The following is a 23,989-nucleotide window of genomic DNA, read 5'->3' as shown; positions in this document are numbered from 1 at the left end:
TCAATCGCCCGATATCGATCTGTAAAGGTCTCTTAACAGAAAGAGTGTCGCGGTGCCCGTTGTCACCGGTGTTCAGCAGACTGAACAATGGGCGTTCATCGATGGCTGGAGGCAGCGTGGATCGGTACCGCTTACACGTCAACGGACGGCGGCAGACCGTCGAGGTGCCCGGCGACACGCCGCTGCTGTGGGCGCTGCGGGAGGAGTTGGGCCTGACCGGGCCGCGGTACGGCTGTGGCGTCGGTGCGTGCGGGGCCTGCACGTCACTGGTCGGCGACCGGGCGGAACGGCCCTGCGTACGGACCGTCGCCGAGTCCACCCGCGACCGGATCACCACCATCGAGGGGCTGTCCGCGGACGGTGACCATCCGGTGCAGCGGGCCTGGCTGGAACTGGACGTGGCCCAGTGCGGCTACTGCCAGCCGGGCCAGATCATGACCGTGGTGGCGCTGCTGGCCGCGAACCCCGAGCCGACCGATGCCGAGATCGACGAGGCGCTGCGGGACAACGTGTGCCGCTGCGGAACGTATCCACGCATCCGGGCGGCCGTCCGGCGAGCCGCGGAGCTGGCCCGATGATCACCCGGCGCGGCTTCCTGGGCGCGGCACTCGTGGTGGCGGTTCCGCTGAGAACGGCGCTTCCCACCCGTACCGCCGAAGATCTGGTCAATGTCTTCGTCCGCGTCGACCACCGGGGACGGGTGACCGTCACGGTTCCGCGCCCGGACACCGGGCAGGGGGTCCGCACGATGGCCGCCGTCCTGGTCGCCGAGGAACTCGCCGTCGGGGTCGACGACGTGCGACTCGAACAGGCACCCGGCGACACCGCCGTCTACGGGTCGCAGGCGGTCGCCAACTCGACGTCCAGCCGGATGATGGCCGAACCACTGCGCACCGCCGGCGCCACCGCCCGCTGCCTGCTGATCGCCGCCGCGGCCGCCCGCTGGGCCGTCCCGGCCGCCGAGTGCACCGCCCGCGACGGCCGGATCAGGCATCCCGCGCATCGCCCGCTCCCCTACCGTGACCTGGTCGAGGACGCCGCCGCGATCGACCCGGCCACGGTACCGGTCACCCTCACCCCGCCGGAGCGGTGGCGGCTGATCGGACGCACCCGGGCCGGCCGCGCCGACGCCCGCGACATCGTCACCGGCAAGGCCCGCTACGGCGCCGAGCACGCGCCGCCGGGCAGCCTGATCGCCGTGGTCGCCCGCCCACCGTGGATCGGCGCGAAGGTCGCCACCGTCGACGACACCGCGGCCCTGGCCGTGCCGGGCGTGACCGCCGTGGTGACGTTGACCGCCGGGCAGGGCGGCGTCGCGGTGATCGCCCGCACCACCGACACGGCGCTGCGGGGCCGGGCCGCCCTGGCCGTTACCTGGACCGGAGGCACCCCGGCGGCGGACAGCCGGGTCTGGCTGGACGAGTTGGAGGCCGCGCTGCCCGCGGTCCCCGGCACCCCGGACGTGCAGCGGGTCTACCGGATGCCGCTGCTCGCGCACGCCCCGATGGAACCGATGAACGCGACCGCGCACGTCACCGACACCGCGATCACGGTGTGGGCGCCGGTTCAGGACCCGGGTGGGCTGCGCAATCAGCTCGGCGCGCAGGCCGTGGTGCATCCGACGCTCGCCGGTGGCGGGTTCGGGCGGCGCATCGAGACCGACGTGGTGATGGAGGCGGTGGCCTGTTCCCGGGCGGTCGGGCAGCCGGTGAGCGTGCGCTGGACCCGGGCCGACGACACCCGGCACGACTCGTACCGGCCGATGTCGGTGCACCGGCTGGCCGCGACCCTGGACGCCGACGGGCTGCCGGTCGGCCGTACCCATCAGGTGGTGACCTGGCCGTTGACGGTGAGTCCGCCGTTCGCCAACCCGGTCGTGGTCCGGGCCAGCGGTGACCACTTCCCCTACACGGTGCCCGGCGGTGTGAGCGTCACGCTGCGACCGGCGCCGCTGCGCACCGGATTCTGGCGGGGCGTGTACGCCGGGCAGTTCGGGTACGCCGAGGAGTGTTTCCTCAGCGAGATCGCCGAGCGGGGCGGCCACGACCAGGTCGAGTTCCGGCGGCGGCTGCTGCCCGCCGGCTCCCGGCTACGGCGGGTGTTGGACGCGGCGGCCACGCGGGCCTCCGGTTCCGGGCGGACCGGGGTGGCGTGTCATCTCGACTACGGCTCGGCGATCGCCGTGATCGTCGAGGCCGATCCGGGCGCCCGCCGGGTACGCCGGGTCACCGCCGCCGTCGACGTCGGGATCCCGGTCCATCCGTCCGGGGTCAAGGCGCAGGTGGAAGGGGCGATCCTGGACGCGTTGTCGACGGTTCTCGGCGCGCAGATCACGGTCCGTGACGGGGCGGTGGTGGAGTCGTCGTTCCGGGACTACGCGTGGGCCCGGATCACCGACTGCCCGGAGACCGAGGTGATCGTGGTGGCGTCCGAGGCTCCGATCGGCGGGCTCGGTGAACTCGCCTATCCCCCGGCCGCCGCGGCCATCGCGTCGGCGCTCGCCGCCGGGGAACCGGTCACCGGGATGCCCTATGGAGTGCCAGTAGGGTGACCGGCGTGCAGGACGACGTCGAAACCTGGCCGACCGGGCGGCTGCTGTCGGTGGCCGCCCGGATGGTCGAGGGCCGCTTCGACAGGTTCCTGGCCGGGCTCGGGCTCACCCACGCCGGGCTGATCGCCCTGCACCACCTGGCGGGCGGGCCACTCTCCCAACGCGAGTTGGCCCACCTGTGCCGGGTCACCGATCAGACGATCAGCCGTACCATCGACCGCCTGGTACGCACCGGCCACGCCGGGCGTGCCGCCGACGACCGGGACCGGCGCCGCACCGTCGTCACCATCACCGTGGCCGGCGCGGAGGCGCTGGCCACGGCACGCCGCGAGGAGCAGGAGTCGGAGCAGTTGCTCGGCGCGGTCGAGGACTACCACCACTTCCGCCGGCAGCTGATCACGCTGATCTCCCGGGCATGATGTCGCGGTGTCACACGCCGATCTGACCCAGCACGCCTGGAACGAGTTCTCCGACGAGGCCGCCGGTGAGTGGGGCCTGAGCGGCACGCCGCTCGACTTCATCACCGCCGCCACCTCTCCGGCCCGCCGGGTCACGCTGCCGGCCCGGCTCGTCGCGGTCCGGGCCCGGCCGTCCGAGGAGTTCGCCGACGACGAGGGCGACGGGCACGAGTGGGTGATCGCCGGTCTGCGCTCCTCCGGCCTGTGCCCGCCGACCCCGGACGAGTGGGAGCACGCCTGCGGTGCGGGTGCCACCACCCTGTTCCGGTGGGGCGACGACTACCCACCGCCTATCGGGAGCCGGAGCCGGCCGAGACGGTCTACGACGGCGGGCTGACCGAGGAGACTCCGGTCCGGCCGGTCATCGAGATTCCGTGACGACCAGGTTGTCCCGACCGAGTGCGGCCAGGAAGGCGAGCGGGTCGAAGCGGGCGCCCAGGGTCGCCACGCCGGCCGCGGCGCCCTCGCCGGCGAGGAGCCGGACCGCGGCCTCGACGACGAGCGGTGCGGTGATCGCGTAGATGTCCCGGCCGCTCGCCGTCACCCGTCGCTCCTGATCACCGGACCGGGCCACCACCTCGACCAGGAACGTCTGCGTGGACCGGCCCGACCCGTCGACGGCGACCGGTTCCGGTGCGTCCGGGTCGCGTAGATCGGCGACGGCGTTCGCGGTCATGAACGAGTGGATCACCGGGGTGCCGATGTGCGAGGGGATGGTGGCGCTGTCCGCGGTGACGAACTCGCCGACGACCGCGCGGCGACCGATCGGGGCGGGGAATTCCCACTCGGCGCGGGGCGCCTCGCCGTCTCGGACCCGCAGGCGGTGGTCGACGAAGGCGATCCGGTTGCCGTCGCGGCGGGACGTCGAGACCTTGCCGGTACGGCGGGTGCCGCTCGTCGGATGCCAGCTGCTCAGGGCGTACGCAATGGTCAGCTCGTCGACCGCGACGAACGGTGCCGTGGCCGCGGTGGCCAGCAGATCGCCCAGGCCGCCGTAGAAGGCGGCCGCCGGAACGATCGGGATGCCCGCGTCGCGGAAGGCGGCGAAGGTGTCGCCGACCACCTCGACCTCTGCGGTCACGTCCAGGTAGGGGATCCCGGCCCGGATCGCCGCCTCGATCGCCGGCCCGGCCGTCGTGTTGAACGGACCGGCACAGTTGAGCACCGCGTCGGCGGCACGGAAGGCCTGGTCGAGGTCGGTGCCGCGGCCGCACGGGATCGGGGTGAGGCCGCGCCGCTCCAGCTCGGCGACGACGAAACGTCCGGTGTGCCCGGCGGCCCCGAGGACCGCGATGCGCTTGTTCATGCCGTAGATGTTCGCGGTCCGGACCGCCTGGGGACAGCGTCCGGAACGCCATCTCCCGTACAGTTTCGGACATGCACCGTGTCGCTCTGCCGGTCACCGACGGCACCCCGCTCTACGAGCTGGCCGCCGCGTGCGAGGTGTTCGGCGCCGACCGGGAACTCGCCGACACCTGGTATGAGCTGGTCATCTGCGGTGAGGACGGCGCGGCCGTCGGCGGCTGGCTGACCGCCGGTGTCCGGCACGGCCTGGAAGCGCTGGCCACCGCCGACACGGTGCTGATCACGTCCTGCCGCGACCCGCTCGAACCGCCCGCGCCGGCTCTGGTCGAGGCGGTCCGCGCCGCCCACGCCCGGGGCGCCCGGGTCGCGTCGCTCTGCACGGGCGCGTTCACGCTGGCCGAGGCCGGTCTGCTGGACGGGCGGCGGGCGACCACCCACTGGGCGCACACCGACCTGCTGCAGTCCCGCTATCCGTCGGTGACCGTCGACCCGGGTGTGCTCTACATCGACGACGGTGACGTGCTGACCTCGGCCGGGAAGGCCGCCGGCATGGACCTGTGCCTGCATCTGGTGCGCCTGGACCACGGCACCGCGGTGGCGAACGCGCTGGCCCGGACCCTCGTCGTGCCGCCGCACCGGCCGGGCGGGCAGGCCCAGTTCATCCCGGCCGCGGTCGGGCACGGCCGCACCCACGTGCTGACCGGTGTGATGGCGTGGGCGCTGGCCCGGCTCGGCGAGCCGCTCTCGGTCCGTGACCTGGCCCGCGAGGCGGGCATGAGCTCCCGCAACCTGGCCCGGCACTTCCATGCCGTGACCGGCGGCAGCCCGCTGCGCTGGCTGCACGATCAACGGGTCCGCCGGGCGCAGGAGCTGCTGGAGCTGTCCGACCTCAGCATCGAGCAGATCGCCACCAGGACCGGCATGGGTACGGCCACCACGCTCCGACGTCACTTCAGTCAGCAGCTGGGCGTCCCACCGGAGACGTATCGGCGCACGTTCCGGACGTCCGCTGCCGGTCGTTGACGTTCACGCAACGTTCAACCTGTGAGTTCGTTCAGCTTCCGGCCTCGCGTGACGAATCCGGCGCTCGATCGTTTGTGCAGGTGAGGCGAGCTTGGGCTGGACCCGGGCGGAGGCCCGGCCCAGGCTCCTCCAAGCCTTTTCACAGCCTCGAGGTTGTGGCCGAGACGAGACACTCTCGTAACGATGTCAATGTTCTTGTAAAGTGCCCCCAACGCACGACGGCGTGTGCGACGTCGGCGTGCCGTTCCGCCTGGCGAGGAATTGGACTTTGACGATGCTCAATCGCACCGTGATGTTCGCAAAACAGCACACGCCCGATTCCGTGCGGGTGCTCGGGCGACGCGCCCTGCTCGAGGCGCACAACGCGAAACTGCGGATCACCGTGCCGGTCGAGGACCGCAGCCCATTCGTCAACATCTACCACTGCGCGGTCCGCAAGACGGCCAGCCAGTGGGTGAAGTCGGTGTTCAGCGACCCGATCGTCTATCGCCGTTCCGGGCTGGTCACCTACGACCCCCGGTACTACGGCTGGAAGGACCCACGGGTCTGCCCACCGCAGCGGATCGGGCTCTCGCTGTATTTCCCGTACAAGCGTTACAGCAAGATGCCGAAACCCGCGGAGCACCGCACCTTCTTCATCTACCGCGATCCTCGTGACCTGCTCGTCTCCAGTTACTTCTCGACCCGCGACTCACACACGCCGATGGGTGACGTGCTGGCCGTCCGAGCCGCCCTGCGGGAGCGGTCGCAGAAGGACGGAATGCTCTATCTGATCGAGAACCTGACCCGGAAAGGCATGTTCAACGCGGTCCGCTCGTGGGTCGAGGCGCCGCCGTCGGAAACGATCAGGCTGGTCCGCTACGAGGACCTGACCGGCGAGGACCAGGCGGCCGAGATGGACGCGCTGATGCGCCATTGCGGAATCGTCCTGCCCCCCGAGGAACTCACCGCCCTGCTGGAGAAGTACAGCTTCTCGCGAATGAACGAGCGCAAGAAGGCGGGCGGGATCTCGCACTACCGCAAGGGCAAGTCCGGCGACTGGCGCAACCACTTCGACGACGACATCGACCAGGCCTTCCGGAACGCGACCGGGAATCTTCTGGACATTCTCGGCTACTCACCGACGGACGCGACGACCCGGTAGACCCTCATACTCGGCACAGAACTCATCCGTGGGTGAGTAGGCCGCCCCCACCCGAAACCACTAGCGTGAACGCTCGGTGAACCAAGCGCACACGCTGCGTATCCGGCAGGTGGTACCGAGGGGTCGTCCCGCCGGAGGTTCCGGGAGCGGAGGGAGCTCGGCATGGCCAAGAAGTCGAAGAAATCCAAGAAGGACAAGAAGTCCAAGAAGGACAAGAAGAAGTGACCGAGCAGGGCCGCCGGCGGACTCCGGCGGCCCTGCTCGGCTTCATCGGCCGGCTCTCGGACGGGCCGGGAAGTGTCGGACCCCGCGCCTACGATGCGGGACATGACGACGACGATCGATTACGCGGCAGGTGGTCCACTCACCGACCTCTCGTCGGTCGGGCGCGGCGCGCTCGCCGACCTCCCCGAGGATCCGATCGCCATCTCCCGGCTCGTGCACCGGCTGGTCATCCAGCCCCATGACGCCGGCCGGCTGGAGCTGCCACCGGGTCGTTTCGACGAGAATCAGATCCGCCCCGCCGCCCGCCTGGTCCGGACGCTTCTCGACCTCGATCCGTCCCCGCTGACCGTGCCCCGGCCGCCGGAGCGCCGGGTGATCGGCACCTGCCGCCACTTCGCCGTCCTGGCCTGCGCCCTGCTCCGCCACCGCGGCATCGCGGCCCGCGCCCGCTGCGGCTTCGCCACCTACTTCCAGCCCGGCCTGGGCCTGGACCACTGGGTGATCGAGTTCTCCACCGACGGGCGGTCATGGGTCCGCGCCGACCCGGAGGCGATGGGCCTCACCGTGCTGCCCACCCCGGAGGCCCTGGTCCCCGGCCAGTTCCTGACCGGCGGCGAAGCGTGGGCGGAGTTCCGGGCCGGCCGCCTCGACCCGGCGAGGTTCGGCGTGTGGGGCACCGAGAACTTCGGTCCCGGCGAGATCCGCGGCAACGCCATCCGCGACCTGGCCGCGCTCAACCGGGTCGAGACCCTGCCGTGGGACGAGTGGGGCCGGATGGAGGCGTCCTATCAGGGCCACACCGGCGCCGACTACGACGCCCTTCTCGACACCGTCGCCGCCACGTGCGCCGCCGACGAACCGGCCGGGACGGCCGCCCTCTACCGGACCGCCGACCTGGAGGTGCCAACCGCCCTGATCGCCTGACCACACCGCCGCGACGGACCGGCCGGCGCCGGATCAGACCTGGTCGGGAGCGGGGTGACCGCGCGCTCACCGGCCGCGCGCCACAGCCGAGGACATCGCGAGGATGCCGTGAGGACGGGCCCCGCCAGAGTCATGACAGCAACGGCGGCGCCGATCGGCGCCGCGCCGTCATGACGACACGGGAGCAGCGGCCAGTGAGACTGTCATCGACCACGCCGGGCGAGCAGGTGGTGATCATCGGCTGCGGGATGACCGGTGTGAGCGCCTACCTCCAGCTGGTCCGGCACGGCGTCGTCCGCGGTGTCACGCTGATCGACCCGCATGAGCCGGGTTTCGGACCGGCCTTCGGTTCGGCGCACGTGCACGCCCTGTGCAACACGCCCGCCGGTGACACCTCGCTGTTGCCGGACCGGCCCGACGACCTCTGTGACTATCTGCGCGGCCGGGGCTGGCCGCAGCACCGGTCCGCGTTCGTGCCGCGCTTCCAGGCGGCCCAGTATGCGCGGACTCGTTTCCTGGAACACCGCCGGATGGCCCAGGCCCGCGGTATCACCACCCGGCACGTGCGGGACCGGGTGTTGCGGGTCGCGGTCGGCCCCGACGGCGGTTATCTGGTCCACCTCGCCTCCGGTGGCGTGCTGCCCGCTTCGGAGGTGCTGGTCTGCGTCGGCCTGGGCGAGCCGATCGTGCCGATGCTGATGACCCCGTATGTGGGGCATCCGGCGTTCGTGCCCACCCCGTATCCCGCGGCGTCGATGCTGCGCCAGGTGCAGCCGGGCGGTGACGTCCTGGTGCTGGGCAGCCGGCTGTCGGCGATCGAGACGGCGCTGCTGCTGATCGACTCCGGCCGGCGGGTGGTGATCAGCTCGCCCTCCGGTGAGCTGCCGGCGGTCCGGACCCGTCTGGCCCGGACCGAGCCGGCGGCCTGGCTGGCGCAGGAACTGGGTCGACTCGCCGGTGACCTTCCGGATCCGGCGATGGATCGCGAGGCGGCGCACCTGCTGGTGCGGGCGATCCGGCGGGTCAGACCGCTGGCGCTGCGCCGGCAGATCGTCCGGGCCGGTGATCCGCACGAGCGGCTGCGCCGGGAGACGGCTCTGGCCGAGGCCGACGACACGCCGTGGCAGGACGTGGTGGCCGGCGTCATCGACGGGCTGAACGAGTGGCTGCCGCAGGCCGGCCCGGCCCGGGCGTCGGCGTTCATGAAACGGCACCGGTCGCTGATCGGCCGGTACGTGTCGGCGATCCCCCTGGGCAGTGCCCGCCGCCTGCTGGACGCGATCGACGCGGGCCGGCTGGTGGTCCGCACGTACCCGGTCGCCGTCGAACCGACCGCGACCGGCGGGTGGACGGCGACCTGGGAGGACACGTCCCGGCGGTTCGACACGGTGGTGGCGGCGGCCGGCAACCACAAGCGGACGGTGCACGTGGACGGTGATGCCCTGCACCTGGACGGGACACCGGCCGCCGGACCGCTGCGGCCGGCGGCGGACCTGCGGGTGGTGATCCGCCCACCGGCGCGGGAGCGCATCTGGCTGGTCGGCCCGTCGACGCACGCCCGCAGCCCGATCACGAACTATCTGCATGCCGCCGCCGGTCAGGCGGGCACGGTTTTCGTCAACTTCCTCGACCAGGTCGGAGCTTCGGTGTGATCGCCCTCGTCAATCCTGTGTCCAGCGGCGCCGAGCTGGCCCGCGCCTTCCACGAGCGGGGTGCCGCGTGCGTCCACGTGTACGGACCCGGCGTACCGGTCGGGCCGTGCCCGACGGGTGTCCGGGTGATCTCCTATACCGACGTCGCCGTGGCCGCTCGGCAGCTGCGCGCGCTGGGTGTGTCGGCCGTGGTCGCGGCCAGCGAGTTCGGGGTGCGACCGGCCGACGAGCTGGCCCGCCTGCTGGAGCTGCCCGGTAACGACTACGCGCTGTCGGCGGCGCGCCGGGACAAGGCGCTGATGATGGAGCGGCTACGGGAGCGGGGTTTACGAGCCACCCGGACCGCGGTCGTACGAACCGCGACGGAGCTCGACCAGGTGCTGGCCGACTTCCCGTTCCCACTGGTGGTCAAGCCCCGAGACAGCGCCGGCAGTGACGGCTGCCGGGTGTGCGCCGATCCGGAACAGGCACGGGCGGCGTTCGGTCAGGTCATTCACGAGCGCAACCTGATGGGCCGTACCAACGACGCGGTCCTGGTCCAGGAGTACCTGGACGGTCCGCAGTTCATCGTCAACACCGTCAGCGTCGGCGGCCGGCACACGCTCGGCGAGCTGTACGCGGCGCACATCGACCGGCAGGTCGGCGGGGCACCGGTGTTCCGGCACATGATCTCGGCGCGGACGTTGGACGGGCCGGACAAGGAGCTGGTCGGTTACGTCTTCGACTGCCTCGACGCGCTGGGGGTGTCCGAGGGCGCCGCGCACACCGAGGTACGCCGTACACCGGACGGGCCGTGCCTGGTCGAGGTGAACGCGCGGGTGATGGGCCCCTGCCTGGCACCGGACGCCTACTTCGCCGCGTTCGGCTACTCCCACCAGCATCTGGTCGTGGAGAGCATGCTGGATCCGGCCGCGTTCGCGCTGCGCGACGCGGCCGGCTACGGCCCGGACCGGCATGTGGCGAAGGTGTTCCTGCGGGCGCACCGGGACGGCGTGATCCGGGCGGCGCCGGGGCTGGACCTGCTGCGACGCCTGCCCGGGTTCCACAGTGTGGCGCGGCTGGCCGGGATCGGCGACCCGGTTCCGGACCGGCTGCTGACCACCGGCGCCTCCGGCATCGCGTTCTTCGTGCACGAGGATCCGGCGACGATCGAGAACGCGCTACGGGTCCTGCACGAGCTGGAGGACGCCGGGCAGTTCTACGAGCTGGAACCGGTGAGCCGGTGAACGCCCCACTGGCCCTCATCGGCGTGGCGGTGCTGCTGCAGGCGGGCAGCAGCGGATTCCTGTCCGGCCGGCTGGACGGCGCGCAGAGCCTGCTCTTCTCGACCATCGCGTTCGCTCTGGCCACGGTGGTCTTCACGGTGATCGACCGGGTCCGTCGGGGCCCCGGCCGGGGCGTGCTGCGGGCGCACGGCCGGCTGATGGTGACGGCGAACGTCCTGACCGCCGTCACGTTCATCAGCTTCTACCTGAGCCTGGTGTACGTACCGGCCGCCCTCGCCGTGTCGATCGAGACGGCGATCGGACCGCTGGTGATCGCCATCGCCGCCGGGCGGGCCGCACGGATCGGTGACCATCTGGTCGGCTGGGTGCTGATCGGCTGCTCCGGCGCTCTGGCGCTGCGGTTGTCCGGTGACGCGGCCGGCGCCGTACCGATGGGCCGGCTGGTCACCGGTGTCGGACTGGCATTGCTGGCCGGGCTGGGTGCGGCCGGGCTGGCGCTGCTGTCGAAGCGACTGGGTCGGCTGGCGGTGCCGCCGGTGACGGTGACCGCCAACCGGTTCCATCTGACCTATCTGGCGGCGCTGGTGCTGCTGGCGCTGGACCCACCGGCGGTCGCCGAGGTCCGTACCCGACTGCCGCTGCTGGTGCTGGTCGGCCTGGTCGCCGTGGTGGTGCCGCTGTACCTGCTGCAGGTCGGTCTGCAACGGGCCGACTCGCTGGGTGCGATGACGCTGATCACGACGATGCCCGGCCTGACCTATCTGGCGCAGGTGGCGTTCGGCGCCCCGTTCGACCCGTGGGCCCTGGCGCTGACCGTGGTGATCACCGTGATCGCCGTCGGGTACGCCCGGATGCCGCGCCCAGCCGATCCGGAACCGGCCGTGGTCGTGTCGCTGCCGCAGGGGTCGGGCCGATGACCGCGCGGCACACCCTGGGGTCGCTGCTGCGGCGGGCCCGGGCGGAGGGGTACGCGGTACCGGCGTTCAACGTGGTGGACGAGGCGACGATGGCGGCGGTGCTGGACACTGCGGCCTCGGCCGGGTCCCCGGTGGTGGTGCAGACCTCCGCCCGTACCGCCGCGTTCTGGGGCGCGGCGCCGCTGCGAGCCGCCTTCGAGGCCCGCCGGGCCGCGTCGGGAGTGGCCGCGGTGCTGCATCTGGATCACTGCACGGATGCCGACCAGGTCCTCGACTGTGTGCGGGCGGGCTGGGAGTCGGCGCTGTTCGACGTGTCGGACCGGCCGTTCGCGGAGGCGGTGGCGGACACCCGACGGGTGGTCGCGGAAGCCGCCGGACACGGCGCGGAGATCGAGGGCGAATTCGAGCGGATCGCGCGGATCGGCGAGACCACACCGGTCGTCGCGGCGGCGTCGTACGACCGGAGCCGGGAGTTCGTGGCCGCGACCGGTGTGCTGTGCCTCAGCCCGGATCTGGGCACCCGGCACGGCCACTACGACGCGGATCCGCCGATCCGACTGGACCTGGCGCGCCGGCTGGCCGGCACGGTGCCGGTGGTGCTGCACGGCGGCAGCGGGCTGTCCGCGGCGGCACTCGCGGCGACGGTGGCCGCCGGCGTCTCGAAGATCAATTTCTCGTCGGCGGTGAAGACCGAGTATCTGGCGACGGTCCGGGACCTCGCCGGGTCGGCCGAGGAGCCGCTGGACCTGCCGCGGGCCCTGCGGGCCCGGGTCGGCGCGGTCTGTGACACCTACATCCGTCGGTCGGGCAGTCGGGGGAGGCAGACATGACCCGTGCGCTGATCTTCGACTGCGACGGCGTGGTGGTCGACCTGGAACTCGGCCGGCACCGGCGGGCGTTCAACCAGATGTGGCGTGAGCAGGGCATCGGCTGGCAGTGGAGCGATCAGCAGTACGCCCGGGCGCTGGCCATCTCCGGTGGCCGCGAGCGGCTGGCCGCGCTACGCGACGATCCCGCGTTCCGGGCGGTGTACGAGACGCCGGCCGACCCGCGGGTGTGGGCCGCCACGGTGGCCCGGTGGCATGCCCGTAAGACGGAGATCTACGCCGATCTGGTGCGGACCGGTGTGACGGCACGCTCCGGGGTGCGGCGGCTGGCCACCACGGCGCTGGCCGCCGGGTGGCGGGTGGGGGTGGCGTCGGCCGGCGCCCGCGCGTCGGTGCTGACCGTGCTGCGGTGTGCCGTCGGCCCCGATCTGACCGCCGCGATGTCGGTGACGACGGGCGAGGACGTCAGCGCCAAGAAGCCGGCACCGGAGGTGTACCACCTGGCGGCACGCCGGATGGGCGCGAACCCCGCGGACTGTGTCGTGGTCGAGGACACCCGCAACGGCATGCGTGCCGCGGTGGCCGCCGGGATGACGTGTGTGGTCACCCCGACCCGGTTGACGTTCCACGACGACTTCGACGAGGCGGCCCTGGTGGTGACCGGTCTGGGTGATCCCGGCCGCCCGCCCGAGGTGGTGATCGGCGGCCGGTGCTGGTCCCCCGCCCGGCCGTACCTGAGTCTCGGTGATCTCGCGGCGTTGACCGGTACCGGCTCCGGCGCCCGGCTGCCGCTGACCGTGGGCCGGCAGCGGTGAGAGAGGACCTGTGATGATCCGCGATTCGGTCGTCGACTGTGTCGGCGGCACACCTCTGGTGCGGCTCGCCCGGCTGTTCCCGGAACCCGGTGTCGAGGTGATCGCCAAACTGGAGGCCCTCAACCCGAGCGGCGACGGCAGTGACCGGGCCGCACGGCACATCATCGAGCAGGGCCTGCGCGACGGGCTGTTCACCGCCGACACCCGCCTGGTGGAGAGCGTCGGCGGGGACGCGGGCGTCGGCATCGCGATGGTGGCCCGAATCTGCGGGCTGCGGCTGACCGCCGTGGTGGACACGACCGTGCCGCCCGCCGACGTGGCGGTGATGCGGCTGCTCGGCGCCACCGTGGACACGGTCCCGGGTGACGACGACCCGGCCGGGAACGCGCGGCGCCGGATCGAACGGGTCCAGGAGATCCTGCGCGCCGATCCGCACAGCCGGTGGATCAACCAGACCGGGAACGCGCTCACCGCGGACGCCCACTTCCGTACCACCGCCCGGGAGATCGCCGACGCGGTCGGCGACCGGCTCGACGTCCTGGTCGCGGCGGTACGCACCGGGGGCACACTGACCGGCTCGGCCCGCCGCCTGCGAGCCGAGTTCCCGGCGCTGTCGGTGGTGGCGGTGGACATGGTCGGCTCGACGGTGTTCGGCGGGCCGCCGGGCACCAACCGGTGGCGTACGGCCGGCGGCGGTCCGCGGCCGGAGCTGCTGGAACCGGCCGGGATCGATCGGGTCGTCCACGTCACCGAGGCGCAGACGGTCGACGGTTGTCGACGACTGCTGCAGGCGGAGGCGATCCTGGCCGGCCCGGCGTCCGGTGCCGTGGTCGCCGCCCTGGACCGGATCCTGCCGCTGCTCACCCGCCCGGTCCGGGTGGCCGCCGTGCTGCCCGACCGCGGTGACCGTCACCTGCACGACATCTTCGCGCCCACCGGGCCGGAGACCCCCCGACCCGGAAGGCAGAACCCGTGACCGACCAGAACCCGGCAGACCAGCCCCTGATCATGGTGATCGGCAACGGCGACCTGTCGGCCCGGCTGCTGTCCATGCTGCTGGCCGGCGAACACACCGCCCGCGTGATCCTCGCCGGGCGGGACGCCACCGCCCTGCGACTGCGCGCCAACCTGGCCCGGTTCGCCGCCGCCAATCTGGGTGTGCCGGCCCGCGCCGACACCGTCGAGCTGGACCTGCGCGACGTCTCCCGGACCGCCGCGACACTGGCGGCGATCCGCCCGGACATCATCTTCATGGGCGCGTCCCTGCAGTCCTGGCGGGTGATCACCGAGTTGCCCCCGACCGTCTTCGCCGAACTCGACGAGGCGCAGCTGGGTCCCTGGCTGCCCATGCACCTGACGCTGAACCACCTGCTGATGCAGGCGGTCCGGGAGTCCGGGATCACCACGACGACGGTGAACGCGGCCTTCCCGGACGCGGTCGGCCCGGTGCTGAAAGCCGTCGGCCTGGCACCCGACATCGGCATCGGCAACGTCGCCAACATCGTCCCGGCGCTGACCTTCGCGGCCTCGGCCCGGACCGGGCTGCCGGTCACCGACCTGCGGGTCCGGCTGGTCGCGCAGCACTACTTCAGCCACTACGTGCCCCGGTTCGGCACCGGCCGGCCGGACACGTACCGGCTGGCGGTGACGACCGTGGACGGGGACCGGCCGGTGGAGGTCGACGCCGACGAGCTGTTCGCGATGCTCACCGGCCCGTTGAAGCGGCTCGGCGGGGTGGCGGGGCAGTTGCTGACCGCCTCGTCGGCGATGAGTGTGCTCGCGGCCGTCGCCGGTGACACCGGCCGACTGGTGCACGCCCCCGCGCCCGGCGGCCTGCCCGGTGGTTATCCGGTCCGGGTCAAGCGTTCCGGCGCCGCACTGGACCTCCCGGCCGGGATGACTCCGGCGCAGGCGGTCACCGTCAACGAGGCGGGGCTGCGGGCCGACGGCATCGAGCACATCGACGCCACCACCGGGACGGTCACGTTCACCGAGCCGGAGATGGCGGTCATGCAGCGGATGCTCGGCTACCACTGCCGCACGATGAAACTCGCCGAAGCCGCCGATCACGCCGCCGAACTGGGCGCCCGGTACCGCGAATTCGCGAGGCGCCATGCCTGACGGCGGCGGGACCCCGCGACGATCGCGCGCCCCTCCGGGCGTACCCCTCCCCCTCGGTTCTCTTGACGGACATCAAACGATGAGGCGGTTTCGACGTGACAACACAGCAACAGCAGACCCGGTTCTCCCTCACCGGCGCCGAGTTGGAGCTGTTCCACGAGCAGGGCTACATCGGCCCGTTCGACCTGTACGACGCCGACGAGATGCAGGCCAACCTGCAGCGGCTGCGTCCCAAGCTGCTCGACACCAGGTCCGCCATCTACAGCGGCGGCAAGGCTGTCTCCGGTGTCACCAACCTGGCCAACTACGACCGGCACCTGGACGTCGACTTCCTGGCCGAGCACATCACCCGGCCGGAGATCGTCGACCGGGTGTCCAGCATCCTCGGCCCGGACACGCTGTGCTGGCGCTCCGAGTTCTTTCCGAAGTACCCCGGCGACGAGGGCACCGACTGGCACCAGGCCGACAACTTCTCCAACGTCGCCGGGTCCAAGCATCCGCAGATCGTCTGGCCGGAGGACGCCGACTTCGGCGGCACCATCACCGTGTGGACGGCGTTCACCCCGGCCACCGAGGACATGGGCTGCCTGCAGTTCATTCCCGGCTCGCACAAGACGATGAACTACGACGAGTCGAAGACGATGACCTACGACGCCGACTCGGTGAACCAGGTGGAGAAGGACGGCGTCCGTCGCGGCTTCTTCGGCTACGACTACCGCCAGCTGCAGAAGGACCCGAACTGGAAGCCGGACGAGTCGAAGGCCGTGTCGCAGGTGATGCGGCAGGGGCAGTTCATCGTCTTCTGGTCGACGCTGATGCACGCGTCGCATCCGCATGCCGGCCTCACCGACCAGATGCGGCTCGGGTTCGCGGGCCGTTACCTGCCGACCTCGGTACGGGTCTACCCGTACTCGGACTCGTTGGAGGAGTTCGGCGGCGGCGCGAGCCTGGCCAAGTTCGGCAACGTGCTGACCTCCGGCACCGACACCTACCAGCACAACCGGTTCGTCGACCGGACCGTGAACGGCTTCCGGTTCCCGACGCGGGACGGGGAGCAGCGATGACCGACCAGGCGACCACGCCGGACGTGACGGCGATCCAGGAATGGCTGCTCGGCACGTGCCGGGATCTCGGCCTGCAGGCCACCGAACCCGGACACGACTTCTTCGAGACCGGCGGCACCTCACTGACCGCGATCAAACTGATCGCCAAGGTCGAGGAGCGGTACGGCGACGGCGCGCTGCCGCCCGACGATCTGTTCACCCAGAGCAGCATGCGGGGTATCGCGGCGTCGATCGGCCGCAACGCGACAGTCACCGGCACACCGGGCGAGCCCCGGGCGTGATCGCGTGACCGGCACGGACAGGTGGGTCCTGCGGCTGCGCGGGCCCCGGACGTCACCCGGCGTACGGCTGATCTGCATTCCGTACGCCGGGGGCAGCCCCGAGGCGTTCCGGGCCTGGTCGAACGACCTGGCCCCGCACGTGGAACTGCTCGCGGTCCAGTTGCCCGGCCGCGGCGCACGGCTGCGGGAGCCGTTGTACGAGCACTGGAAGCCGCTGCTGGACGACACGTTCGCCGCGCTGGAGCCGTACCTGGGCGAGCCGCACGCCTTCTACGGGCACAGTTTCGGCGGCCGGCTGGCGTACGAGCTGACCCACCTGGCCGAGGCCCGCTTCCCGGGCCGTACCCGGCGGCTGTTCGTCGCCGGGTGCCGCAGCCCGGACGTTCCGCAGCGGACGCCGTTGCTGCACACCCGATCGGACGAGGACTTCCGGGCCGCGCTGCGGGAGATGGGCGGCAGCCCCGCCGAGGTGCTCGACAACGACCTGCTGATGGCGATGCTGCTGCCGACGATCCGCAGCGAGATCCGGCTCGCCGAGATGTGGCAGGACTGGCATCCCGGTGGGGTGTCGGCCCCGATCACGGCCGTCTACGGGCGCGACGACCCGATCGACAGCCACCCGGAGATGCGCCACTGGCCCCGGTACAGCCGTTGCCGCGGCGAGGTCGCCGAACTGGCCGGCGGGCATTTCTTCATGACGAGCCACGGCCCGGAACTCGTGCACATCATCAACACCCGGCTGGAGGACGGCGATGGATAGGTTGCGGGCCGACGACGCGGCGCGCGAGGCACACCGGCGGATCAACCGGACGGCGACGCCGTACCCGGCCGACCAGGGTGTGCCGGAGCTCTTCGCCCGGCAGGTGGCCCGGGGGCCCGAGGCCACCGCGGTGGTACACGGGCGGCAGCGCCTGACCTATCGCGAGCTCGACCGGGCGGCCGACGTGGTGGCGGCCCGGCTGGCCGCGCACGGCACGCGGCCCGGCGACCCGGTCGGGGTGTGCGTGCGGCGGTCGACGGATCTGGTCGTGGCACTGCTGGCGGTCCTCAAGTGCGGGGCCCACTACGTACCCTTCGAGGCGTCCTGGCCGGACGGGCGGCTCAACGGCCTGTTCGAGCAGGCGGGCGCCGGTGTGCTGTTGACCGACCGGGCCGGGGAGCTGACCGGCCGGTTCCCCGCGGCGACGGTCGTCGCGGTGGACACCCGACCCGGCGACGAGGCCTCCGGTCCCGATGTCACCGTCGATCCCGGCACGCTGGCCTACGTCAACTTCACCTCCGGGTCGACCGGCCGGCCCAAAGGTGTGCCGATCACGCATCGGGGCATCACCCGTCTGGTGTTCGGTGCGCGGTACGCCGACCTGGACTCCGGGGCGGTGGTGCTGCACACCGCGCCGGTCACGTTCGACGCGGCGACGTTCGAGATCTGGGGGCCGCTGCTGCACGGCGGTGTCTGTGTGCTCTATCCGTCGCAGCATCTGCGCTGCTCGGAGCTGCGCACGGTACTGACCGAGCACGGTGTGACGGTGGTCTTCCTGACCACCGCGCTGTTCAACACGATCGTCGACGAGGCGCCGGACACGCTGGACAGCGTGCGCACCATCCTCACCGGCGGGGAGGCGCACTCGATGCGGCACATCGGTGCGGCTCTGGCCCGGTACGGCCCCGGCCGGCTGGTCAGTGTCTACGGCCCGACCGAGTGCACGACCTTCGCGACGTTCTACCCGGTCGACGCGCTCACCGACGGGGAGGAGTCGCTGCCGATCGGCCTGCCCATCCAGAACACCCGGGTGTACGTGGTCGACGGTGACGAACTGTGCGCCCCCGGCCGGGCCGGGGAGATCCTGCTCGCCGGGCCCGGACTGTCCCCGGGTTACCTGGCGGCGCCGGAGCTCAACCGCGACCGGTTCCTGCTCCGCGACGTCGACGGTGTGCCCGAACGCCTGTACCGGACCGGCGACCGGGGCGCACTGCGCGCCGACGGTGTGCTGATGTTCCACGGCCGGGTCGACGACCAGGTGAAGATCAACGGGTATCGGATCGAACTGGGTGAGATCTCCTACCATCTGGGTCGGCACCGTGACGTGCGGCAGAACTTCGTGACCGTGGTGGAGACCGCCGCCGGTGAGAAGTCACTGGCCGCGTTCGTCGTCACCGAGGACGCGCGGTGCACACCGGCCGGGTTGCGCGACTATCTGAGCGGTCTGCTGCCCGGCTACATGGTGCCCGGTCAGATCCGGTTCTGTACCGAGCTGCCGCTGTCGGCGACCGGCAAGGTGGACCGGCGGGCCCTGCTGGCCACGGCCTCGGCAGACGCGCGGTGAGCGCCCCGACCGTCGTGGACGTGCGGGCCCGGATCCGGGAGACGCTGGCCCGGGCCGTGCTGCCGTACGCCGAGCAGTGGGAACGGCAACGGCACATCAGCACCACCGGCTGGCGGGACATGGGCGCCGCCGGGCTGTTCGCACTCGCGCACTCCGGGCCCGGATTCCTGGACAGCGCGGTGCTGCTGGAGGAACTCGGGAACACCGGTTACGCCGGGATCCGCGCCGCGGTCGGGGTGCACGCCTACATGGCGGCCTCCTATCTGGAGATGTTCGGCTCTGCGGAGCAGCGGGCGGCGTACCGGCCGGGCATGCTGGCCGGTACGACGGTCGCGGCCCTGGCGATCAGCGAGGACGCGGCGGGCTCGGACCTGCGGCACCTGAGCACGGTGGCCACCCCGGACGGGGTCGGCGGCTACCGGCTGACCGGTGTCAAACGGCATGTCGCCAACGGTTCCCGGGCGGGTGTGTTCGTGGTGCTCGCCCGTCTCGACGGTGCGGTGTCCGGCCACGGCCTGACCGGCGCGGTGCTGCTGCTGGTGGACGCCGACCGGCCCGGAGTGACCCGGGAACCGGAGGCGATGGTGGGCTGGCACTCGGCCGATGTCTGCCGGGTCGGTTTCACCGATGTCCCGGTGGCCGGGGACCGGGTGATCGGCCGTCCGGAGCGCACCCTGCTCTACCTGATGCAGGCCCTGAACGCCGAACGGCTCGTCGCCGGGCTGCTCGCGGTCGGCGGGGTGGCGTACTGCGTCGAGCTGGTCGACCGGTTCGCCCGTACGCATCTGATCAGGGACGCGCCGTTGAGCGCCAACCAGAGCGTCCGGCATCGCCTCGCCGACCTGCACGCTCAGCTCGACCTGGTACGGGAGTACGGACGCCACGCCGCCCGGGCACACAGCCGTGGTGAGCTGGACGTGCGGACCGCGTCGGTGTTGAAGCTGCAGGCCACCGAGCTGGCGGTCAGTGCCGCGCAGACCTGTGTGCAATACCACGGGGCACGCGGCTATCGGGAGGAGTCGGCGGCGGCCCGGCTCTACCGCGACGCGATGGCCGGGACGATAGCGGCCGGTGCCAGTGAGCTGATGCGCGAAATGATCTTCGAGGGGTGACCGCACCCGGGCGGACGTCAGGAGTCACTGCGCGACGCCGCCACGGCCGGCTGGGCGGCCGGGGCGGCGTCGGCAGCGGGCTGTCGCGCCTGGGCGGGGCGGCGATACAGCACCAGGGCGGTCAGGGCTCCGGCGACCAGGCCCCAGAAGGCCGAGCCGATACCGAGGATGGTCATGCCGGAGGCGGTCACCACGAAGGTCACCACGGCGGCCTCCCGGCCCGAGGGCTCGGTGACCGCGCTGGCCAGCGACGAGCCCAGCGCCGGGATCAACGCGAGCCCCGCGACGGCGATGACCAGGACCGGTGGCGAGAGCAGCACCAGGGCGGTGGCGAGGCCGGCGCCGAGGCCGAGGGTGAGCTGGCCGAGGCCCAGCGCCACGGTGGCCGTCCAGCGTCGCCCCGGGTCGGGATGGGTGTCCGGGCCGGCCGTGAGGGCGGCGGTGATCGCCGCCAGATTCAGCGCGTGGCCCCCGAACGGGGCCGCCACCATGGTCGCCGCGCCGCTGCTCACCAGCACGGTGCGCAGCGGGACCGCGTATCCATACGTCGCCATGACGGCCATGCCGGGCACGTTCTGCGCCGCCATGGTGACCAGGAACAGCGGGACGGCCAGGCTGATCAGGGCGGACAGATTGAACTCGGGAACGGTGAACACCAGATCCGGACGCAACGACGCCTGCGACAAGCCGCCGTCGACCCCGCGGACGGTGATCGCCACGATCGCGGCGGCCAGCGCGCCGGGGACCGCCCACTGACGGGCGAAGCGCATCAGCAGCGCCCAGGTGAGCACCACCGGGATGGCCAGGGCGGGCACGTCGATGACGGCACGCACCGGCGCGGTGCAGAGGCTGAGGATCACGCCCGCCAGCATCGCGCCGGCGATCGGACGGGGAATCGCGTCGATCGCCCGGGCCAGCCACGGCAGCAGCCCGGCGAGGACGATGAGGACACCGCAGATCAGGAAGGCGCCGACGGCGGCCGGGAAACCACCCGGAACGGTGCCGGTGGAGACCAGCAGCGCGGCGCCGGGAGTGGACCAGGCGATGCTGATCGGCATCCGGTGGCGCAGGCTCAAGCCGATGGCCAGCACGGCGATGCCGGTGCAGAGCACCAGCAGACCGGATGCCGCCTGGCCCGCGCTCGCGCCGACCGCCTGCAGCCCGGCCAGCACCACGGCGAACGAGCTGGCGTAGCCGACCACCGCGCTGACCAGCCCGGCCAGCGCCGGCTGGGCCGTGTCCCAACGTGGCATGCCCGCCCTCCCTCTCCCCCGAACCGGCTGCTCGGCCCCTGAACGGGCGACCAAGACCGTTCCGTAAACGGAACGCCGATCGTTTGCCACACTAGCCGGGTGAGCGCGGACCAGACAAGCGAGGCCGGACGGGCGGTCGGACAGCGGGTGCGCCGGCTGCGGCTGGCCCAGGGCACCTCGCTGTCGGCGCTGGCCCGGGCCGCCGGCATCGGCAAGGCGACCCTGTCCGGCCTGGAGCACGGCACCCGCAACGCCACGCTGGAGACGCTGCACGCGGTGGCCGGCGTGCTCGGTGTGCCGATCACCAGTCTGGTGCTGGAGCCCGGGGCCCCGCCCGCGCAGATGGCCGACGTACACGGCTCGGCGGTCACCCCCAGCCTGATCGAGGTGTTCCACGAACCGGGCGTGACCTTCGAGCTGCTGACCATCCGGGTACGCCCGGGCATGCTGCAGGACTCGCCGGCTCACGCGCCCGGAGTGACCGAGCACCTCACCGTCACTCGCGGCAGGCTGCGGGCCGGGACGGCCGATGCACCGGCCGTGCTGCGCACCGGCGAGCACCACTCGTGGCGGGCCGACACCGCACACGTCTACGAGGCGCTGGACGACGAGGAGGCGACGGCGGTGCTGCTGATCCGTTCGCCGGTCGCGGGCACCCGGCCGACGCGCACCGATCTCTCAGATACTGAGACGGAAGTCTATGAATCCCCGGACACCTAGGCCGGCTCGTCACACAGACGGTGAACTTCAGCGCACCGTCCACCTGCAACTTGCACGCGATTATGTCACTCTCCGTGTCGACAATGTGCCGCAAAGTGACGCACCGCGTTGACGGCGGCCGATGGGCTGACCTAACGTGGCCGCTGCGGCGCCGGCCGCCTTTTCTCGGGCCACGTTTCTCGAAAATCGTCGACATTATCGCGTGGACCGCCGGTGACCATTCGAAACTACGGGGGTAACCGATGTCGAGAATCAGTTTTCATCTACTCGGACCACTCAAATGCGAGGCGAACGGCACCGCCGTGCCGATCCGGGGCGCGAAACAGCAGACCGTGCTGGCGATACTGCTGCTCGCCGGCGGCAAACCGGTGGCGCTGCCGCGTCTGATCGACGCGGTGTGGGACGGGCAGGCGCCACCGACCGCGACCAAGCAGATCCGCAACGCGGTCTCCGATCTCCGGCACGCATTGGCACACACCGGGGTGTCCATCCAGCCCGGCGGTGACGGATACCGCCTGGACCGCGCCGGATCAGCCCTCGACCTGGACGAGTTCACCCGCCGCGCGGAGCTGGCGGCGTTCAAGAGCGACCCGGGCGCCAAGGTCGAGGCGCTGCGGTCCGCGCTCGCGCTGTGGCGGGGTCGGGCGCTGGCCGGCCTGACCAGTCCGGTGCTGCGCTCGCAACTGGCCGGTATCGAGGAGTTGCGGCTGGCCGCTCTCGAACAGCGCGTCGACCTGGAGCTGGAGCTGGGCATGCACGCCTCGCTGATCGGCGAGCTGACCGCGGCGGTCGCCGAGCACCCGTTCCGGGAACGGTTCGTGGCCCAGCTGATGACCGTGCTCTGCCACTCCGGGTCCCGGGCCCAGGCGCTCAAGGTCTTCGACGACACCCGGCGCCGGCTGCGCGACGAGCTCGGCGTGGACCCCGATCCCGAGCTGCGTGCCCTGCACCTGCGCATCATCACCGGCACCGGGGCGGACGTCGGCACCACCGTCGGGACCGACGAGCCGCCCTGGCACAACCTACCCGGCGACACCGCTCCACTGACCGGCCGCGACAGCGAGCAGGACCTGGTCCTGCGGGCGCTGCGCGGGCACGCCGACGGACCGAGCACGACACCGGCGGTGGTGGCGGTCGACGGGATGGCCGGGGTCGGCAAGACCGCGTTCGCGCTGCACCTGGGACGACAGCTGGCGTCCGCCTACCCGGACGGGCAGCTCTACGTCGACCTGCGGGCCCACGGCCTCGCGGGCCCCCGACTCGACGTCCCGGCCGCGCTGGCCCTGCTGCTGCGGGCCGCCGGGCGGCCGGCCGGGTCGATCCCGGCGGATCTGGAGGGCCGGCGCGCCGCCTGGCACCACCGGCTGGCCGGCCGACGGGTGCTGATCATCCTGGACGACGCCGCCTCCGCGGCGCACGTCGCGCCACTGCTGCCGCACGCGCCCGGCTGCCTCACCGTCGTGACCAGTCGCCGCCGACTGTCCAGCCTACACTCGACCCATCAACTGTCGCTGCCGGAATTCAGCATCGCCGCTGGCCGGGACCTGTTCGGTAGGGTCGTCGGCGACAACCGGCCACAGGCCGAGTCGGCCGCCGTGGACGAGATCCTGCGGCACTGCGGGCGGCTGCCGCTGGCCATCCGCAGCGCCGCGGTACGACTACGCCATCGCACCGCCTGGAGCGTGTCCTACCTGGCCTCCCGGCTGGCCGACGGCCGATCCCGGCTGGCCGAGCTGAGCATGGACAGCGCGGGCCTGGCCGAAGCGTTCGACATGTCCTTCAACCGCCTCGACCCCGAGCACCAGCGCCTGTTCCGACTGCTGAGCCGGATCGGCGCGCACGACGTCGACGCCGAACGGGTGGCCACGCTGGCCGGGCTCCCGGTACACCACACCACCCGGCTGCTGGAGGATCTCGTCGACTCCCACATGCTCCTGGCCACCGGGCCGGGCCGCTACCGGATGAATGAGCTGATGCATGCCTATTCACTCCAGCTGGCGTGAGGAATTCGTCACAGTAAATGTCACATGAATGCGGTCGAGGACTC

General features: G+C 71.9%; 23 protein-coding genes. 21 read left to right on the top strand and 2 right to left on the bottom strand.

The window, feature by feature from the left end; translation table 11 throughout:
• Positions 1–116: 116 nt before the first annotated feature.
• Genes Q0Z83_RS06900 through Q0Z83_RS06885 form a run of 4 tightly spaced genes read left to right on the top strand, consistent with a single transcriptional unit; the run spans position 117 to position 3,346 of the window.
• Positions 117–578: a (2Fe-2S)-binding protein gene (locus Q0Z83_RS06900; RefSeq protein WP_317792960.1), complete on the top strand. Its 462-nt coding sequence runs from the start codon at positions 117–119 to the stop codon at positions 576–578.
• On the top strand, positions 575–2,551 hold the full coding sequence (locus Q0Z83_RS06895; RefSeq protein ID WP_317792959.1) for a xanthine dehydrogenase family protein molybdopterin-binding subunit: 1,977 nt from the start codon (positions 575–577) through the stop codon (positions 2,549–2,551). The genes Q0Z83_RS06900 and Q0Z83_RS06895 overlap by 4 nt, the downstream gene beginning before the upstream one ends.
• Before the next feature lie 5 nt (positions 2,552–2,556).
• Positions 2,557–2,970: a MarR family winged helix-turn-helix transcriptional regulator gene (locus Q0Z83_RS06890; protein WP_317792958.1), complete on the top strand. Its 414-nt coding sequence runs from the start codon at positions 2,557–2,559 to the stop codon at positions 2,968–2,970.
• A 7-nt stretch (positions 2,971–2,977) separates the two neighbouring features.
• Positions 2,978–3,346 (top strand): hypothetical protein, encoded by a 369-nt coding sequence (locus Q0Z83_RS06885; protein WP_317792957.1) that lies wholly within the window; start codon positions 2,978–2,980, stop codon positions 3,344–3,346.
• Positions 3,347–3,370: 24 nt separating this feature from the next.
• Here Q0Z83_RS06885 and Q0Z83_RS06880 read toward each other — a convergent pair whose 3' ends face one another.
• Complete coding sequence (locus tag Q0Z83_RS06880) at positions 3,371–4,315, bottom strand: saccharopine dehydrogenase family protein (RefSeq protein WP_317792956.1); 945 nt, start codon at positions 4,313–4,315, stop codon at positions 3,371–3,373.
• A gap of 71 nt (positions 4,316–4,386) precedes the next feature.
• On the opposite strand from Q0Z83_RS06880, the gene Q0Z83_RS06875 reads away from it, so the two are divergent.
• From Q0Z83_RS06875 to Q0Z83_RS06805, 15 genes are all read left to right on the top strand, one after another.
• Positions 4,387–5,337 carry a GlxA family transcriptional regulator gene (locus tag Q0Z83_RS06875; RefSeq protein WP_317792955.1) on the top strand — a complete coding sequence of 317 codons (951 nt, stop codon included), beginning with the start codon at positions 4,387–4,389 and terminating at the stop codon, positions 5,335–5,337.
• Positions 5,338–5,611: 274 nt separating this feature from the next.
• A complete protein-coding gene (locus tag Q0Z83_RS06870) occupies positions 5,612–6,481 on the top strand; it encodes a sulfotransferase domain-containing protein (RefSeq protein WP_317792954.1) in 870 nt (289 codons plus the stop codon).
• Positions 6,482–6,808: 327 nt separating this feature from the next.
• Entirely contained in the window at positions 6,809–7,630 is an 822-nt protein-coding gene (locus Q0Z83_RS06865; protein ID WP_317792953.1) for a transglutaminase-like domain-containing protein, read from the top strand.
• A gap of 194 nt (positions 7,631–7,824) precedes the next feature.
• Positions 7,825–9,282 carry an FAD/NAD(P)-binding protein gene (locus Q0Z83_RS06860; RefSeq protein ID WP_317792952.1) on the top strand — a complete coding sequence of 486 codons (1,458 nt, stop codon included), beginning with the start codon at positions 7,825–7,827 and terminating at the stop codon, positions 9,280–9,282.
• A complete protein-coding gene (locus tag Q0Z83_RS06855; protein ID WP_317792951.1) occupies positions 9,279–10,508 on the top strand; it encodes an ATP-grasp domain-containing protein in 1,230 nt (409 codons plus the stop codon). Before Q0Z83_RS06860 ends, Q0Z83_RS06855 begins: the two co-directional genes overlap by 4 nt.
• Positions 10,505–11,425, top strand: a complete 921-nt coding sequence (locus tag Q0Z83_RS06850) for an EamA family transporter (RefSeq protein WP_317792950.1) — start codon at positions 10,505–10,507, stop codon at positions 11,423–11,425. Before Q0Z83_RS06855 ends, Q0Z83_RS06850 begins: the two co-directional genes overlap by 4 nt.
• A complete protein-coding gene (locus Q0Z83_RS06845) occupies positions 11,422–12,255 on the top strand; it encodes a class II fructose-bisphosphate aldolase (RefSeq protein ID WP_317792949.1) in 834 nt (277 codons plus the stop codon). Before Q0Z83_RS06850 ends, Q0Z83_RS06845 begins: the two co-directional genes overlap by 4 nt.
• A complete protein-coding gene (locus Q0Z83_RS06840; protein WP_317792948.1) occupies positions 12,252–13,067 on the top strand; it encodes an HAD-IA family hydrolase in 816 nt (271 codons plus the stop codon). The genes Q0Z83_RS06845 and Q0Z83_RS06840 overlap by 4 nt, the downstream gene beginning before the upstream one ends.
• A gap of 13 nt (positions 13,068–13,080) precedes the next feature.
• Complete coding sequence (locus Q0Z83_RS06835; protein WP_317792947.1) at positions 13,081–14,043, top strand: pyridoxal-phosphate dependent enzyme; 963 nt, start codon at positions 13,081–13,083, stop codon at positions 14,041–14,043.
• Positions 14,040–15,188 carry a hypothetical protein gene (locus Q0Z83_RS06830; RefSeq protein ID WP_317792946.1) on the top strand — a complete coding sequence of 383 codons (1,149 nt, stop codon included), beginning with the start codon at positions 14,040–14,042 and terminating at the stop codon, positions 15,186–15,188. The genes Q0Z83_RS06835 and Q0Z83_RS06830 overlap by 4 nt, the downstream gene beginning before the upstream one ends.
• 95 nt (positions 15,189–15,283) lie before the next feature.
• Positions 15,284–16,252: a chlorinating enzyme gene (locus Q0Z83_RS06825; protein ID WP_317792945.1), complete on the top strand. Its 969-nt coding sequence runs from the start codon at positions 15,284–15,286 to the stop codon at positions 16,250–16,252.
• Positions 16,249–16,533: an acyl carrier protein gene (locus Q0Z83_RS06820; RefSeq protein ID WP_317792944.1), complete on the top strand. Its 285-nt coding sequence runs from the start codon at positions 16,249–16,251 to the stop codon at positions 16,531–16,533. The genes Q0Z83_RS06825 and Q0Z83_RS06820 overlap by 4 nt, the downstream gene beginning before the upstream one ends.
• A 4-nt stretch (positions 16,534–16,537) precedes the next feature.
• Positions 16,538–17,293 carry a thioesterase II family protein gene (locus Q0Z83_RS06815; RefSeq protein WP_317792943.1) on the top strand — a complete coding sequence of 252 codons (756 nt, stop codon included), beginning with the start codon at positions 16,538–16,540 and terminating at the stop codon, positions 17,291–17,293.
• The gene (locus tag Q0Z83_RS06810; protein ID WP_317792942.1) at positions 17,286–18,857 is read left to right on the top strand and encodes an amino acid adenylation domain-containing protein; all 1,572 of its coding nucleotides are present in this window, start codon (positions 17,286–17,288) and stop codon (positions 18,855–18,857) included. Before Q0Z83_RS06815 ends, Q0Z83_RS06810 begins: the two co-directional genes overlap by 8 nt.
• Complete coding sequence (locus Q0Z83_RS06805; RefSeq protein WP_317792941.1) at positions 18,854–19,969, top strand: acyl-CoA dehydrogenase family protein; 1,116 nt, start codon at positions 18,854–18,856, stop codon at positions 19,967–19,969. Before Q0Z83_RS06810 ends, Q0Z83_RS06805 begins: the two co-directional genes overlap by 4 nt.
• A gap of 17 nt (positions 19,970–19,986) precedes the next feature.
• On the opposite strand, the gene Q0Z83_RS06800 is transcribed toward Q0Z83_RS06805, so the two are convergent.
• A complete protein-coding gene (locus Q0Z83_RS06800; RefSeq protein ID WP_317792940.1) occupies positions 19,987–21,222 on the bottom strand; it encodes a benzoate/H(+) symporter BenE family transporter in 1,236 nt (411 codons plus the stop codon).
• Between the two features lie 99 nt (positions 21,223–21,321).
• On the opposite strand from Q0Z83_RS06800, the gene Q0Z83_RS06795 reads away from it, so the two are divergent.
• Both Q0Z83_RS06795 and Q0Z83_RS06790 read left to right on the top strand, forming a co-directional pair.
• Entirely contained in the window at positions 21,322–21,942 is a 621-nt protein-coding gene (locus Q0Z83_RS06795) for a helix-turn-helix domain-containing protein (RefSeq protein WP_317792939.1), read from the top strand.
• Positions 21,943–22,184: 242 nt separating this feature from the next.
• On the top strand, positions 22,185–23,945 hold the full coding sequence (locus tag Q0Z83_RS06790; RefSeq protein WP_317792938.1) for an AfsR/SARP family transcriptional regulator: 1,761 nt from the start codon (positions 22,185–22,187) through the stop codon (positions 23,943–23,945).
• Positions 23,946–23,989: the final 44 nt, after the last annotated feature.

Source organism: Actinoplanes sichuanensis, from assembly GCF_033097365.1.
GTDB lineage: Bacteria > Actinomycetota > Actinomycetes > Mycobacteriales > Micromonosporaceae > Actinoplanes > Actinoplanes sichuanensis.
This window is presented reverse-complemented; position numbering and strand designations above follow the sequence as displayed.

What these genes read in the sequence shown, in the direction of transcription:
- Q0Z83_RS06895 (WP_317792959.1), top strand. Translation starts at nt 575, where the DNA reads ATGATCACCCGGCGCGGCTTCCTGGGCGCGGCACTCGTGGTGGCGGTT.
- Q0Z83_RS06880 (WP_317792956.1), bottom strand. Translation starts at nt 4,315, where the DNA reads ATGAACAAGCGCATCGCGGTCCTCGGGGCCGCCGGGCACACCGGACGT.
- Q0Z83_RS06875 (WP_317792955.1), top strand. Translation starts at nt 4,387, where the DNA reads ATGCACCGTGTCGCTCTGCCGGTCACCGACGGCACCCCGCTCTACGAG.
- Q0Z83_RS06870 (WP_317792954.1), top strand. Translation starts at nt 5,612, where the DNA reads ATGCTCAATCGCACCGTGATGTTCGCAAAACAGCACACGCCCGATTCC.
- Q0Z83_RS06865 (WP_317792953.1), top strand. Translation starts at nt 6,809, where the DNA reads ATGACGACGACGATCGATTACGCGGCAGGTGGTCCACTCACCGACCTC.
- Q0Z83_RS06845 (WP_317792949.1), top strand. Translation starts at nt 11,422, where the DNA reads ATGACCGCGCGGCACACCCTGGGGTCGCTGCTGCGGCGGGCCCGGGCG.
- Q0Z83_RS06840 (WP_317792948.1), top strand. Translation starts at nt 12,252, where the DNA reads ATGACCCGTGCGCTGATCTTCGACTGCGACGGCGTGGTGGTCGACCTG.
- Q0Z83_RS06835 (WP_317792947.1), top strand. Translation starts at nt 13,081, where the DNA reads ATGATCCGCGATTCGGTCGTCGACTGTGTCGGCGGCACACCTCTGGTG.
- Q0Z83_RS06820 (WP_317792944.1), top strand. Translation starts at nt 16,249, where the DNA reads ATGACCGACCAGGCGACCACGCCGGACGTGACGGCGATCCAGGAATGG.
- Q0Z83_RS06810 (WP_317792942.1), top strand. Translation starts at nt 17,286, where the DNA reads ATGGATAGGTTGCGGGCCGACGACGCGGCGCGCGAGGCACACCGGCGG.
- Q0Z83_RS06800 (WP_317792940.1), bottom strand. Translation starts at nt 21,222, where the DNA reads ATGCCACGTTGGGACACGGCCCAGCCGGCGCTGGCCGGGCTGGTCAGC.
- Q0Z83_RS06790 (WP_317792938.1), top strand. Translation starts at nt 22,185, where the DNA reads ATGTCGAGAATCAGTTTTCATCTACTCGGACCACTCAAATGCGAGGCG.